The 14,428-nt window shown below is 66.2% G+C and carries 9 protein-coding genes; 5 read left to right on the forward strand and 4 right to left on the reverse strand.

Annotation, left to right across the window (positions count from 1 at the left end; all coding sequences use genetic code 11):
• Positions 1-67 precede the first annotated feature (67 nt).
• Positions 68-907, forward strand: a complete 840-nt coding sequence (locus ACWPW1_RS05570; RefSeq protein WP_313649847.1) for an SRPBCC family protein — start codon at positions 68-70, stop codon at positions 905-907.
• Complete coding sequence (locus ACWPW1_RS05575) at positions 907-2,082, forward strand: zinc-dependent alcohol dehydrogenase (protein ID WP_059313823.1); 1,176 nt, start codon at positions 907-909, stop codon at positions 2,080-2,082. The genes ACWPW1_RS05570 and ACWPW1_RS05575 overlap by 1 nt, the downstream gene beginning before the upstream one ends.
• A 40-nt stretch (positions 2,083-2,122) precedes the next feature.
• On the opposite strand, the gene ACWPW1_RS05580 is transcribed toward ACWPW1_RS05575, so the two are convergent.
• Positions 2,123-2,260, reverse strand: a complete 138-nt coding sequence (locus ACWPW1_RS05580; protein WP_156428931.1) for a hypothetical protein — start codon at positions 2,258-2,260, stop codon at positions 2,123-2,125.
• Positions 2,261-2,432: 172 nt separating this feature from the next.
• On the opposite strand from ACWPW1_RS05580, the gene ACWPW1_RS05585 reads away from it, so the two are divergent.
• From ACWPW1_RS05585 to treA, 3 genes are all read left to right on the forward strand, one after another.
• The gene (locus tag ACWPW1_RS05585) at positions 2,433-5,858 is read left to right on the forward strand and encodes an AAA family ATPase (RefSeq protein ID WP_454252512.1); all 3,426 of its coding nucleotides are present in this window, start codon (positions 2,433-2,435) and stop codon (positions 5,856-5,858) included.
• Between the two features lie 125 nt (positions 5,859-5,983).
• Positions 5,984-7,897 carry an ATP-binding protein gene (locus tag ACWPW1_RS05590; protein ID WP_454252513.1) on the forward strand — a complete coding sequence of 638 codons (1,914 nt, stop codon included), beginning with the start codon at positions 5,984-5,986 and terminating at the stop codon, positions 7,895-7,897.
• Positions 7,898-7,996: 99 nt separating this feature from the next.
• The gene (gene treA / locus ACWPW1_RS05595; protein WP_454252514.1) at positions 7,997-9,640 is read left to right on the forward strand and encodes an alpha,alpha-trehalase TreA; all 1,644 of its coding nucleotides are present in this window, start codon (positions 7,997-7,999) and stop codon (positions 9,638-9,640) included.
• A 331-nt stretch (positions 9,641-9,971) separates the two neighbouring features.
• Here the strand turns inward: treA and ACWPW1_RS05600 are convergent, their stop codons facing one another.
• The 3 genes from ACWPW1_RS05600 to ACWPW1_RS05610 all read right to left on the reverse strand — a co-directional run bounded on the left by ACWPW1_RS05600 (position 9,972) and on the right by ACWPW1_RS05610 (position 14,354).
• Entirely contained in the window at positions 9,972-10,124 is a 153-nt protein-coding gene (locus ACWPW1_RS05600; protein WP_167348555.1) for a hypothetical protein, read from the reverse strand.
• A gap of 64 nt (positions 10,125-10,188) precedes the next feature.
• Positions 10,189-12,000 carry an ABC transporter ATP-binding protein gene (locus ACWPW1_RS05605; protein ID WP_454252515.1) on the reverse strand — a complete coding sequence of 604 codons (1,812 nt, stop codon included), beginning with the start codon at positions 11,998-12,000 and terminating at the stop codon, positions 10,189-10,191.
• A 938-nt stretch (positions 12,001-12,938) separates the two neighbouring features.
• A complete protein-coding gene (locus tag ACWPW1_RS05610) occupies positions 12,939-14,354 on the reverse strand; it encodes a diguanylate cyclase (protein WP_454252516.1) in 1,416 nt (471 codons plus the stop codon).
• Between the last annotated feature and the right edge of the window lie 74 nt (positions 14,355-14,428).

Below are 14,428 nucleotides of genomic sequence, written 5' to 3' on the forward strand. Positions count from 1 at the left end.
CCCTTCGGAACAACGTCCCACGCGCTGGGGTCACCCTCTCTATGTAGCCCATACCGGAGGAGACCCCATGCACGAGCTATCCCAACCCCTCGCCGCCACGCGCCATGAGCGTTCCGACAACCAGGTCCCCAACGTCCAGGGCACCGAACGTGTGGTTTCCCTGCTTGGCGGCGGTCTGCTGATCCTTGGCGGCCTGCGCCGCGGTGGCCTGGCCGGCTGCGTGAAGATGGCCCTGGGCGCCATGGCACTCAGCCGGGGCGTGCGTCAGCGCTGCGAGCTCAAGGCCGCGCTGCAGCCGTCGCCCTTCGAGCAGGCCCTGGCCGAGCGCTGGGGCTGGCGTAATCCCACCGCCATCCAGCGCAGCGTCACCATTGCGCGGCCGCGTGAAGAGGTATTCGCCTACTGCGCCGACCTGCAGAAGCTGCGCGAGCTGCTGCCCTTCGTCGACCGCATCGAACTGGGCGCCGATGGCGACAGCCACTGGCATGCCTCCGGTCCCCTGGGTCGCACCCTGAACTGGACCCTGGAGCAGAGCGAGCGCCGCGAGAACGAGTTCCTTCTGTGGAGTACCGTGCCCGGCACCTTCATGGCGCACAAGGCCAGCCTTACCTTCAGCGATGCGCCCCAGGGCCGTGGCACCCTGGTGCAGGTCGTGCTGGCCTGCGAAGCCCCGGCCGGCCTGCTCGGCCATGCCGTCACCGAAGGCATCAGCCGTTTCACCGGCAAGGCGGTCAACCTCGGCCTGCGCCGCCTCAAGCAGCAACTGGAAACTGGCGAGATCGCTACTCCCGAGGTCTCGCGCAGCGGTCGCCCGCTGGCGCCACCCCATCCGCCGGTGACTCGCCCGGCCGACGAACCCTCGGCTGACATCGACGCCGGCCTCGGTACTCCGGGGAGGGCGAACTGATGCGTGCCCTGACCTGGCAAGCCCCCAACCGTCTGCAGGTGGAAACCGTCCCGGATCCGGAGATCCTCAATCCGCGCGATGCCATCGTGCGCATCATCATGTCTTCGGTGTGCGGCTCGGACCTGCATCTCTTGGGTGGTTATGTCCCGGCGATGAAGCCGGGCGACATCATCGGCCATGAGTTTCTCGGCGAGATCGTCGAGTTGGGCAGTAGCCTGCGCAACCAAGGCCTGGCCGTGGGCGATCGAGTGGTGACCGTCTCCATCATCGGGTGCGGGGACTGCGAGCACTGCCAGCGTGAGGATTACAACTGCTGCGACAACAGCAATCCCAAACCCGAGATGACCGAGCTGGCCTATGGGCAGCCCTGTTCCGGCATCTTTGGCTACAGCCATGCCTTCGGCGGCTATGCCGGCAGCCATGCCACCTACGTGCGGGTGCCCTATGCCGACGTCAACCTGTTCAAGGTGCCCGACGGCGTCAGCGATGCCCAGGCAGTGTTCGTGTCCGATGCCGTGCCCACCGGCTACTACGCCGCCGACATCGCCGACATCCAGCCCGGCGACACCGTGGCGGTCTGGGGCTGCGGTGGCGTCGGCCAGATGGCCATTCGCAGCGCCTACCTGTTGGGCGCGGAGCGGGTCATCGCCATCGACCGCTTCAGCGATCGTCTGCAACTGGCGGCCGAGAAGGCCGGCGCCATCGTCCTCGACTACGAAACCACCAACGTCCACGAAGCCCTGCTGGAGCTGACCGGGGGCCGTGGCCCGGATCGCTGCATCGATTGTGTCGGCATGGAGGCCCATGGCACCCAGCTGGATTACGCCTACGACAAGACCAAGCAGATGCTGCGCCTGCACACCGAACGCGGCTCGGCGCTGCGCCAGGCCATCCGCGCCTGTCGCAAGGGCGGTACGGTATCGGTGATCGGTGTCTATGGCGGCTTGATCGACAAGTTTCCCATGGGCGCCATCGTCAACAAGGCCCTGACCCTGAGGTCCGGCCAGCAGCCGGGGCAGCGCTATGTGGAGCGGTTGTTCGAACACATCCAGAAGGGCGAACTGGATCCCTCCTACCTGCTCACCCATCCGATGAGCCTGGAGGAATCACCCTACGGCTACGAGCTGTTCAAGTCCAAGGACAAGAACTGCATGAGAGCGGTGTTCATGCCGTAGTGGCCAACCCGGCGATCCTGGATCGCCGGGCTTTTTCCCGCTAGACCAGCCAGGTCACCAGCGGCTGCCAGAGCGCGGCGGTCTTGTGACCGCCACTGCAGCTGACCAGCGCCAGGATGCCCAGACCGACCAGCAGGGGCATGCCGAGGAAATCGAAGGGAGACAGGGGCGAGCGCACGGCGGATCCTCCCGGAAAAGGTAGTTGCAGAGCGATACCTTCCTGTTGAGAACCTCAGCGGGCACAAGTTCAGCAGTGGGTACGACCTCAGGTCGAGTGGTCGGTTGGCATGGGCGAGCGCGCCCAACAATGCCAGAATTGGCGGTTCGCCGAGTCGACCTGGAAAAGCCCGATGAAGATCCTCACCCTGCGTCTGAAGAATCTCAATTCCCTCAAGGGTGAGTGGAAGATCGACTTCACCGCCGAACCCTTCGCCAGTAGTGGCCTGTTTGCTATCACCGGGCCGACCGGGGCGGGCAAGACCACCCTGTTGGATGCCATCTGTCTCGCGCTCTATCACCGCACCCCGCGCATGAGCAAGGTGGGCGGCGAAAGCAACGAACTCATGACCCGCCATACCGGCGATTGCCTCGCCGAGGTGGAATTCGCCGTGCGTGGCGAGCGCTATCGGGCCTTCTGGAGTCAGCGACGGGCCCGGGATCGCGCCGATGGCGCGTTGCAGCCGCCCAAGGTCGAGCTGGCCCGACTCGACGGCACCATCCTCGCCGAAAAAACCGGCGATAAGCTCAGGCTCACCGAAGAACTCACCGGCCTGGACTTCGAGCGTTTCACCCGCTCCATGCTGCTGGCCCAGGGTGGCTTCGCCGCTTTCCTGGAGGCCAGTGCCAGTCAACGTGCCGAACTCCTCGAAGAGCTGACCGGGACCGCCGTGTACGGCCAGATATCCCAGCGGGTCTACGAGCGCGCGCGAGAGGCCAAGGGCGTGCTGGATGGCTTGCGCCAGCGTGTCGCCGGCGTGGAGGTATTGGACGACGAACGCCGCCAGGCGCTGGCCGCCGAGGGTGCCAGCCTGGCCGCTCGCGAGGGCCAATTGAGTGAAGACCTCAAGACCTGGCAGACCCAGCGGCAATGGCTGACCGCATTGGAGCAGGCGGCGGTGGGGGAGCAGGAGGCCCAGGCGCGCCTAGCCGGGGCGCAGCAGGCCTGGGACGCCGCCGAGCCGCGACGCCAGCGCCTGGCGGCGGCTGAACCGGCGGCCCGGCTGCTGCCCATCGAGCAGGCCTGGCGCGAGGCCGAGGCGCGCGAACAACGCAGCCAGGAAGAACAGGCGCAACTCGATCAGCGCATCCAGAGCCTGGCCACTCGCCGCGCTGCTGCGCTGGCCGACGGCCTGGGCGCCAGTCTCGAACAGCTGCGCCAGGCCGAGACGGACCAGGCGCGCATCCTCGACGAGCAACGGCGCCTGGACGCCAGCCTGGCCGAGCGTACCGGCCATGCCGAGCTGGGCGAGCGTCTGGGCGACTGGCGCAGTCAGTTGGCCCTGCGCGACGAAAGAGCCGAGGCGCTGGCGCGTCTGGCCCGGCGCCAACAGGAACAGACCCGTCAGCTGCAGCTCCTGGCCGAGGAGCGCGAGGCCCAGCAGGTCGCGGTGGCGCGCGCCCGCGAGCAGGCCACCCAGGCCCAGGCGGCGGAGCAGGCCCAGGACGAGCGCTGGCAGGCCGCGCTGGACGGGCGCGACGAAAAGGCCTGGCGCGCGCTCTGGCAGGCCGCGCTCGGACGAGTCAACGAAGTGGACCAGCTGGATCAGCTGGTCGAACGCCGGCGGCAACTGCAGACCCAGCTGGAGCGCCTGGCGCGCAGCCAGGGCGATCGCCAGCGTCAGCATGGCGAACACCAGGTGCGGCTGGATGCCCTGCGCGGTCGCTACCGCGAGGTGGCCCAGCAGGTGCGCGAGCGCGAGAAGCTGCTGGAACAGGAAAGGGTCATTCGCAGCCTGGAGGCCCAGCGCGCCGACTTGCGGCCCGACGAACCCTGCCCGCTGTGCGGTTCCCGCGACCATCCGGCGGTGGCCGACTATGCCGCCCTGGACGTCTCGGCGACCCAGACGGCCCTGCAGGAGGCCCGGACCGAACTGGAGCGGCTGACCCAGGAGGGCAAGGAACTGGGCGAGGCCCTGGTCGCCCTCAAGGCGCAGCTCGACCAGGCCAATGAGCAGCAGACCGAGGCCAGCCAACAGCTGGAGCAACTGGGCGAACTCTGGCGCCAGCGCTGCACGGCGTTGGGCGCCGATCCCGAGGCGCCCGGCGCGGTGGCCGAGTTGCGGCGGCGGCAGGATCAGGAGCTGGCGCGTATCCAGCAGGTGCTCGCCACCCTGGATGGTCTGCGCCAGCAGGGCGAGGAGAGTCGCCAGGAAGCCCTGCGCCTGGCGCGCCAGCAGGCCGATGCCGAACAGCGCCTGGCCCTGGCCGAGGCGGCCTGGGAGCGGGCACGTCAAGGCCTGGCCGAAGGCGCCGAGGAACAGCGCGCGGCCCAGACGCAGCAGACCACGGCGGAGCGTCAGCTGGCCGAGGACCTGGCCCTTTGGGGCTACGAGCTGCCCAGTCGCGCCGCCGAGTGGCTGGATCAGCGCGAACAGGAATGGCGTCGCTGGCAAGCCGATCGCCAGCGCGCGCAGGAGCTGCAGCAGCAATCGAAGGATATCGCTCAGCGCCTGGCCAGCCTGGCGCCCCTGGTAGCGACCTGGCGCGAGCGTGCCGCGGACATCGCACCGGCCACGGTGGCACCGGAGGCCGCAGCGACGCTTCTGGGCGAGGCCACCGAGACCTGGGAGGAATGCCGTGAACAGGGTGCGGCCCTGCAGGGTAGCCGGCAGGCCCTGAACGAGCGATTGGCCGGAGAAACGCGCCTGGCCCGTGAGGCGGGCGAACGTTGGGAAGCGGCCCTGGCCGCCAGCGCCTTCGCGGATGCCGAGGCCTGGCGCGCCGCGCAACTGGACGATAGCGAGCACAATGCCCTGGACGAGGAGCGTACCCGCCTCGAGACCGCCCTGACCGAGTCGCGTGCCCTGGCTGGAGCTGCCCGGGAACGGCATGCCAGCCTAGGCGCCGTGCCCCTTACCGAGCGCACCGCTGCCGAGCTGGATGCCGATCTGGCCGCCGCCACCGCCGAACTCCGCACCCTTGGTCAGCGCCAGGGCGAGGTCGGTGCGACCCTGCGCGAAGACGACCGCCGACGCGACGGCCTGCAGGCCCTGCTGGGCGAGATTGCCGCCCAGGAGCGCGATCATGACCTCTGGCAGCACCTCAACGGCCTGATCGGTTCGGCCGATGGCGCCAAGTTCCGCAAGTTCGCCCAGGGGCTGACCCTGGATCACCTGGTGCACTTGGCGAACGACCAGCTCAGGCGCCTGCACGGCCGCTACCAGTTGATCCGGCGGCAGGCGGCGGAGCTGGAGCTGCAGATCCTCGATACCTGGCAAGCCGATGCCCTGCGCGACATCCGTACCCTTTCCGGCGGTGAGAGCTTCCTGGTCAGCCTGGCCTTGGCGCTGGCCCTGTCGGATCTGGTCAGCCAGCGCACCGGCATCGATTCGCTGTTTCTCGACGAGGGCTTCGGCACCCTCGATGGCGAGACCCTGGAGGTCGCCCTCGATGCCCTGGACCAGCTCAATGCCGGCGGCAAGACCATTGGCATCATCAGCCACGTGGAGGCGCTCAAGGAGCGCATTCCCGTGCAGCTCAAGGTGCGCAAGGGTGTCGGTCTGGGCCATAGCGGTCTGGAGCGGCGCTATGCCGTGGAGAAAAACGCGACCGAGTGAGTACTTTTTCTGGCGCAGTGGTCGAAGGCCAGCGCGAAGCGAAACGCTGAAACTGTTAATTTAGACGGGTTTCCTCTGTTCGCCCTCGCGGTGACTCTTTTCTCCTAACCGGCCACCTACCTACCATGTCCCAATTCCTTGCCGTCGGCTTGTTCGAATACGATTCCTGCCGCGCCGAATGGCGAGCGGACGCCACCTGTGCGGCCATGCTGGAATGGGACGCCGAGCTGCTCGCCCGGGGCCTGGCGCCCGCCGAGCTGCTGGCCGGCCTGCAGAGCCGCACCGCGCCGCCCGAGGGCCTGCTGCCTGCTCCAGGAACGGTGTGGGAGGCCTGGCGCCAGAGCGCGGACGGTCAGCTGCGTTGCCTGCAATTCCAGCGCCGCGAGGCCGGTGGCGTGATGCTGGACGTTACCGCCCAGCGCCGTCACGAGGCCGAACTCTGGCAGGGTGAGGCCTTCAAGCGCAGCGTCATGGTCTGCAGTGTCGACTGCATCAAGCTGATCGATCTCGAAGGGCGCCTGGAATACATGAATCCGGGCGGCCTGATGGTCATGGAGATCGATGACTTCATTCCCTTCCAGGGCCGACCCTGGGCCGAGCTCTGGCCCGAGGGGCAGCGTTACGAGGTGGTGGGCGCCATCGAGGCGGCGCGGCAGGGCGGCATCGGTCGCTTCACCGGGCTCGCACCTACCGCCAAGGGCACCCGCCGCTGGTGGGACGTGGTGGTCACGCCGATTCTCGACGATGACCAGCGCCCCATGAAATTTCTGTCCATCTCCCGCGACGTCAGCGAGACCGTACGGGCCCGCGAAGCCCTGGACGAACTCAATCGCAACCTGGAAGAGCGTATCGAGGCGCGCAGCCGGGAGCTGGTGGCCCTGGAAGAAGAGCTGCGCCAGGCGCAGAAGATGGAAGCCATCGGCCAGCTCACCGGTGGCATCGCCCATGACTTCAACAATCTGCTGACCGGTATCGTCGGCTCGCTCGACCTGATGCGGCGGCGGGTGCAACAGGGGCGCATCCAGGAGCTGGAACGCTACCTGGACACCGCTACCCGCTCGGCGGAGAACGCCGCGGCCCTGACCCAGCGGTTGCTGGCCTTCGCTCGTCGTCAGGTGCTCGAACCCCGCGCGGTGGATGCCGGGCAGCTGGTGCAGGACATGCACGAGCTGCTGCGCCATAGCCTGGGCAAGAAGATCCGCAAGGAGGTCCAGCGCGCCGACGATCTCTGGCTGCTGCACTGCGACCCCCACCAGCTGGAAAACGCCATCCTCAACCTGGCCATCAACGCCCGTGATGCCATGCCGGACGGCGGCAGCCTGAGTATCCGCGTGGAAAACGTCAGTGGGCCACTCAGCGTCGGCTTGCCGATCGAGACGCTGGAGGGCGATTTCGTCCGCATCCAGGTCTGCGACACGGGGACCGGGATGGATGCCGACACCCTCAAACGTGCCTGTGAACCCTTCTTCACCACCAAGCCCAGCGGTCGCGGAACCGGCCTCGGGCTATCGATGATCTACGGTTTCGTCCGCCAGTCCGGTGGCCAGGTGGAAATCCACTCGGTGGTGGGCGAGGGCACCTGCATCAACCTCTATCTGCCGCGGCTGCTGGCTCAGCCTGAGGTACAGCCCGCTGCCAACGACGCCGAAGGCCCGGTGCTACCGGAGGTATCCGGCGATTGCGCACTGATCGTCGAGGAAGAGCGCGAGGTCCGCGTCATCATCGGCGAGGTATTGGCCGAACTGGGGTACACGCCGCTGGCGGTGGCCGACAGTGCCACGGCCGTGGCCCTGATCGCCTCCGGCAGCCTGCGCATCGATCTGCTGGTGACCAGCCTTGGCCTCGCCGGGCTGGATGGCCGGCAGCTGGCCGAACAGGCCCGTGCCACCACCCCTGGGCTGCCAGTGGTCTACCTGTCCGGCCAGGCTGATCCGGCGTCCCTGCCGGAGCTGGCCGAGGAGGGCGTCGAACTCATCGGAAAACCCTTCGGCCTGGAGGAGCTGGCGCGCTGCGTGAGGCGTCTGCGACCAGGCGCCTGAGGCCGTCGCGGCGAACTGTCGCGGCGCTCCAGGGTCGATCCTTTCGTGTCGCAACGTCCGTTGCGGCTGCTGTCGTGTCGACAAGAAAAGGAGCGCTTCATGAAACGCCTGCCACCTGCGCCACCCGCGCGGATGCTCGTCCTGTCCCTGTCCATCGCCTTTCTCGCCGGCTGCGCCCATGAGGCGAGCAAGCCGGAAACTTCGACCTGGAGTTGGCGCGACGCCAACAATGCCCGCGCAGTGCCGCCGGACCAGGCCTATCCCGAGCTGTTCGCCGCGGTGCAGCAGGGCAAGCTGTTCACCGACCAGAAGCACTTCGTCGATGCACTGCCCAAGCGCAATCCGGCCGACATTCGCCAGGACTACCTGAGCCAGCGCGACAAGCCCGGCTTCGACCTCAAGGCCTTCGTCAGCGCCAACTTCGAAGAATCCGCTCCGATCAAGGCGGCACCACCCAAGCCTGGCGCCGACCTGCCCACCCACATCAAGGATCTCTGGCCGGTACTGACCCGCCACTATGAAGAAGTACCGGCCTACAGCAGCCTGCTGCCGTTGCCCAAACCCTATGTGGTACCGGGCGGGCGCTTCCGTGAGGTCTACTACTGGGATTCCTACTTCACCATGCTGGGTCTGGCCAAGGACGGACGCACCGACCTGGTCCGCGACATGGTGGACAACTTCGCCCATGAGATCGACGTCTACGGCCATATCCCCAATGGCAACCGCAGCTACTACCTGAGTCGCTCGCAGCCACCGTTCTTCGCCTACATGGTCGATCTGCAGGCCAGCCTGGAAGGCGACTCGGCCTATCGCCGCTACCTGCCGCAGCTGCAGAAGGAATACGCCTACTGGATGGCGGGCGCCGAAGGCCTGCAAGCGGGCCAGGCCAATGCCCATGTGGTCAAGCTGGCCGATGGCACCCTGCTCAATCGCTACTGGGATGCCCGCGACACGCCGCGTCAGGAGTCCTATCTGGAAGACCTGGCCACCGCCGGGCAGGCCAAGGGCCGTCCGGCCGGCGAGGTCTATCGCGACCTGCGCGCCGGCGCCGAGAGCGGCTGGGATTTCTCCTCGCGCTGGCTTGGCGATGGCAAGACCCTGGCCACCATCCGCACCACCTCCATCGCTCCGGTGGATCTCAACAGCTTGCTCTATCACCTGGAACAGACCATCGCCAAGGCCTGTGAGAAGACCGGTGAGGCCAGTTGCGTCCAGGCCTACAGTCAGAAGGCCAAGACCCGCCAGCAGGCCATCGACCGCTACCTGTGGAATCCGGCCGGTTACTACACCGACTTCGATTGGCAGGCCAAGCGTCGTACCGACAAGGTCACCGCCGCGGCGCTGTTCCCGCTGTACACCGGGCTCGCCAGCCAGAGCAGTGCCGACCAGACCGCCGCGACGGTGGCCAACCAGCTGTTGCGTCCCGGCGGCATCGCCACCACGACCGTCAAGACCGGTCAGCAGTGGGACGAACCCAATGGCTGGGCACCGCTGCAATGGGTGGCCGTGGATGGCCTGCGCCGCTACAAGCAGGACAAGCTCGCCGAGGACATCGGCACCCGCTTCCTGACCCAGGTGCAGAATCTCTACGCCCGCGAGCAGAAGCTGGTGGAGAAATACGACCTTACCGGCGGCCAGGGCGGTGGTGGCGGCGAGTACGAGCTGCAGGACGGCTTTGGCTGGACCAATGGCGTCACGCTCAAGCTGCTCGAACTTTACAAAGCGCAACCCGGCACGAAATAAGGCCAAAGAAAAGGTCCGCCACGGCGGACCTTTTTCATGATGTGAAACCCGTAGGTTGGGCTGAGAGAGCCCCATCGCTGAAGCCCAACGTCTCAGTTAATGGTGGCAACGTTGGGCTTCGCTGCGCTCAACCCAACCTACGGGCTACCATTCACCCTCTCCCTCAGGGAGAGGGCTGGGGTGAGGGCAAATCCAACTCCAGATCCATCAGACGGCATACTACGGCGTCACAGCGGATCCACGGGCGGCGCATCGTCTTCGTCCGCCGGCAGCTCCGCAGGATGCAGCCCTTCCGGATCTTCATCCTCGGGCAGCGGCAGGATGGCGTTCATCAGCTGTACTCCGGATCGCGCGGATTCTTTTGCGGCAGGCGCTCTTCCACCGGCCGGTCTTCCGGGTCATCGCCCACGGGCTCTTCGGGATCGGGCGCGATGTCCGGATCGATGTCCAGGTCGTCGGGGTTTTCCTTGATCTGATCGTTCATGCGGCCTCCGCGAGTGGTTGTTAAGGTTGGGCAGAGCGCCCTGCGCGAAGTTCGCCACCGGCGATCAGCGATACCCTCGGGCCTGCAGATCGAACAGCTGGGCATAGCGGCCGCCGCTGGCCAGCAACTGCTCGTGGTCGCCACGCTCGCGGATCTCGCCGCCCTCCAGCACCAGGATCTGATCGGCATTGCGCACGCTGGAGAAGCGATGGGAGATCAGCAGGGTCATGCGCTGCTGCGCCTGGGCCCGAAAGCGCTCGAAGATCACTGCCTCGGCCGCGGCGTCCAGGGCGGCGGTGGGTTCGTCCAGCACCAAGATGTCGGCGTCTTCACGCATATAGGCCCGCGACAGGGCGATCTTTTGCCATTGCCCGCCAGACAGTTCCTGGCCACCGAGAAACCAGCGGCCCAGCTGTGTCCCGTATCCCTCGCGCAAACCGGCGATGACGTCGTCGGCCAGGCCCTGTTCGGCCGCCTTGCGCCAGCGCGCTTCGTCAGCGAAGGCGGCGGTGTCGCCGACCCCCAGGTTCTCGCCCGCGGTGAGCTGGTAGCGGATGAAGTCCTGGAAGATGACCCCGATGCGTCGGTGCAGGGCCGCTGGCTGCCACTCCTGCAGATCGCTGCCATCGAGCAGGATGCGCCCCTGGGTAGGCGCATGCAGGCGGGTAAGCAGCTTGATCAGAGTGGTCTTGCCGGAGCCGTTGGCGCCTACCAGGGCCAGGCTCTGGCCTGGTGCCAGATGAAAGCTGATGTCCTCTAGCGTCGGCGCGGTCGCGCCTGGATAGGTAAAGCCGACCCCTTCGAATCTCAGCCCGTCGCCAGGGTGGCTCCCCACCGTCAGGCTGCCGCCCTCGGCGCTGGTTGGCTGGCCGAGGTAGTCATAGAGGTTGCTCAGGTAGAGGCTGTCTTCATAGAGACCGCCAAGGGCGGTAAGGCTCGCGCTGACCGCCGCCTGGCCCTGGCGGAACAGCGTCAGATAGAGGGTCATCTGGCCCAGGCTCAGGCGACCCCGCACGGTATCGAGCACCACCCAGGCGTAGGCGGCATAGAAGGCGAGGGTGCCCAGGAGGCCAAAGACGAAACCCCAACCGTCGCGTCTCAGGGTGAGGCGGCGATCCTCGGCATAGAGTTTGGCGAAGGTGGTGCGGTAGCGCTCCAACAGCAGCGGCGCCAGGCCGAACAGCTTGACCTCCTTGATGTAGGCCTCATGGGAAAGCAGGGTTTCCAGGTAGGTCTGGCGACGGGTCTCGGGCGCGCGCCGGCTGAAGAGACGAAAGGCATCACCGGAAAAGCGCGCCTCGGCCAGAAACACCGGAAGGGCACCCACCACCAGCAGCAGTAGCGCCCAAGGCGAGAAATGCACCAGCAGCACGGCGAAGCTGACCAGGGAGATGAGGTTCTGCAACAGGGTCAGTGACTTGGTCACCAGCGCCAGCGGCCGTACCGACGCCTCGCGCCGGGCCCGCACCAGCTTGTCGTAGAAGTCGGCGTCCTCGAATTGCGCTAGCGACAGGGTCTGGGCCTTTTCCAGGATCAGCAGGTTCACCGTCTGCCCCAGGCGTACCCGCAGCAGCGATTGCTGCACCGACAGCAGACGCTGGGCACCGGCCAGGGCTGCCAGGACCCCGGCTTCCGCCAGCACGAACTTCAGCACTGGCCACAGAGGGGCCTGACCCTGCTCGGCATGCAGCCGCATCGCGGCCACCACGGCATCGACGATACGCTGCCCGAGCCAGGCGGCCAGGGCCGGCAGCAGGCCGGCGACCAGAGTCGCCAGGATCAGGCCGACCAGCAGCGCGGGGGAGGTGCTCCAGACCAGGCCGGCAGCACGGCGCATCTGCAATTGCACGATAGCGAAGGAGGTAGAGAGGGCCATGAGAGATCTTCGGCTGGAGTCAGCATTAGTCGAAACGACGGTCGCGGTGTTCCCGGGGGTATGGCAAAAGGCTTACACGGCGTGGTGTCACCTGGCCATGTTGCGGTCCCGGCAGGCTGCGTAATCTACACCCATCAGCCGCGCAGGATGCGCAGCCCTGAGGTCACGGATGAAGACCAGGCCAGGATGGCGCCTGACAGGATGTTGGGATGGTCGCAACAAACAACCCGCTTCGGCGGGTTTTTTGTTGCCTGGAATTCAGGGCCGAGCAGGGGTGCTGGCGGAGGTATGGCAAAAGGCTTACACGGTGTGGTGTCACCTGGCCATGTTGCGGTCCCGGCAGGCTGCGTAATCTACACCCCATCAGCCGCGCAGGATGCGCAGCCCTGAGGTCACGGATGAAGACCAGGCCAGGATGGCGCCTGACAGGACGTTGGGATGGTCGCAACAAACAACCCGCTTCGGCGGGTTTTTTGTTGCCTGGGATTCAGGGCCGAGCAGGATGCTGGCTAGGGTATGGCAAAAGGCTTACACGGCGTGGTGTCACCTGGCCATGTTGCGAGCCCGGCAGGCTGCGTAATCTACCTACATCAGCGGCGCAGGATGCGTAGCTCTGAGGTCACGGATGAAGACCAGGCCAGGATGGCGCCTGACAGGATGTTGGGATGGTCGCAACAAACAACCCGCTTCGGCGGGTTTTTTGTTGGCTGGAATTCAGGGCCGAACATGGTGCTGGCGAAGGTATGGCAAAAGGCTTACACAGTGTGGTGTCACCTGGCCATGTTGCGGTCCCGGCAGGCTGCGTAATCTACCTACATCAGCGGCGCAGGATGCGCAGCTCTGAGGTCACGGATGAAGACCAGGCCAGGATGGCGCCTGACAGGACGTTGGGATGGTCGCAACAAACAACCCGCTTCGGCGGGTTTTTTGTTTGGGCGTCATTCTGCCTTGGAGTCCGATTCCAGTACGGATGCCGCGGCGATTCGGTTGCGGCCGGCGCCCTTGGCGGCATAGAGCGCCTGATCGGCGCTTTCGGTCAGACGATAGGCATCCATGCCGGCAGCATAGGTGACCAAGCCGACACTGAGGGTGATGGGGCGGCGCGACCAGGCATGGTTGGCAACCGCCGCACGACAGCGCTCGGCCACCAGCTGGGCCGCGTTGCTGTCAGCGCCCGGCAGCAAGATGGCGAATTCTTCGCCGCCATAGCGGAAGCAGGCGTCATTGTCGCGGCAGCTCTGCGACAGCAGCCGGCTGACTGCCTGCAGGGCGACATCGCCGGCCTGATGGCCAAAGGCGTCGTTATAGGCCTTGAAGTGATCGACATCGATCAGCAGCATGGACAGCGGCGTGCCCTGTTCTTCGGCGCGTCGCAGATGCTCCGCCAGGCGCAGGTCGAAGGCGCGTCTGTTGTACAGGCCGGTCAGGGCGTCGGTGACACTGCGTTGTTCGGCGGCCTGCATCATGTCCAGCAGTTGGCGCTGCGAGGCCTCCAGCATGTGCTGCTGCTCGATATGCTCGGTGACATCCACCGACAGTCCCGCCAAGGCGATGCCCTGGCGGGTGACCAGGGGAAATTTGTAGGACTGCCAGAAGATACGTCGTCCATCGTGGGTGGTCATGCGCTCGACGAGGCGGCTCGGCTTGAGCTCGTTCATGACCTGCTCGTCGCTCTGACGAAAGCGCAGCGCCGCGTCCGGCCAGATGACGAAATCGTCCTTGCCGATGATCTCCTCACGGGTCAGCCCCAGCTGTTGCAGAAAGGGCTCGTTGACGTAGGAATAGCGCCAGTCGCGGTCCTTGATATAGGCGACGAAGGGACCGTTGTTCATGAAGGCGGAAAAGTTGATGTCCAGCTCTTCCAGTTGGCGCAGGGTGTCACGCTGCTGCAAGAGAATCGTGACCTGCCGTGCCAGGCGTTGCAGGTTGTCGATCTGGGCGGTTTCGAAGCGGCGGACCCGATCGTCCATCACGCAGAGCGTACCGAGCGCGACGCCGTGTCGATCGAGCAGGGGGATGCCCAGGTAGGCACACATCCCTTCCAGGCCTGGTGCGGCTCTGAGGTGAGCCACGCGCGGATCCCTTTCCAGGTCTTCCACCATGAAAGGCTGTCGCGGGGTGCGGATCGCCAGATGGCACAGTGACGAGTCGACCGGGACCTCGTCCACTCTCAGGCCCTGGCAGGCCTTGAACCAGAGTCGATGACGATCGGCCAGGGTGATGAAGGCCACCGGCGCGCGGGTCAGTTGGCAGGCCAGGACGACGATGTCCTCGTAGGCGGCCTCGACCCCACTATCGAGAATCTGCAGCTCGCTCAGGGCGTGGAGACGCTGGGCGTCATCGGAGGCAGTCATGCGGGCTCTTGAATGCAGTGTCTCAGGCTTGAGCATAGTATCCAGCACGGCGGAGGAAAACCGTGGCCGTTGCG

It is taken from the genome of Pseudomonas sp. Marseille-Q7302, from assembly GCF_965111925.1.

Bases quoted from the DNA above. Each gene is read 5' to 3' on its own strand.
- ACWPW1_RS05570 (WP_313649847.1), top strand. From the start codon at position 68: ATGCACGAGCTATCCCAACCCCTCGCCGCCACGCGCCATGAGCGTTCC.
- ACWPW1_RS05575 (WP_059313823.1), top strand. From the start codon at position 907: ATGCGTGCCCTGACCTGGCAAGCCCCCAACCGTCTGCAGGTGGAAACC.
- ACWPW1_RS05585 (WP_454252512.1), top strand. From the start codon at position 2,433: ATGAAGATCCTCACCCTGCGTCTGAAGAATCTCAATTCCCTCAAGGGT.
- ACWPW1_RS05590 (WP_454252513.1), top strand. From the start codon at position 5,984: ATGTCCCAATTCCTTGCCGTCGGCTTGTTCGAATACGATTCCTGCCGC.
- treA (WP_454252514.1), top strand. From the start codon at position 7,997: ATGAAACGCCTGCCACCTGCGCCACCCGCGCGGATGCTCGTCCTGTCC.
- ACWPW1_RS05600 (WP_167348555.1), bottom strand. From the start codon at position 10,124: ATGAACGATCAGATCAAGGAAAACCCCGACGACCTGGACATCGATCCG.
- ACWPW1_RS05605 (WP_454252515.1), bottom strand. From the start codon at position 12,000: ATGGCCCTCTCTACCTCCTTCGCTATCGTGCAATTGCAGATGCGCCGT.
- ACWPW1_RS05610 (WP_454252516.1), bottom strand. From the start codon at position 14,354: ATGACTGCCTCCGATGACGCCCAGCGTCTCCACGCCCTGAGCGAGCTG.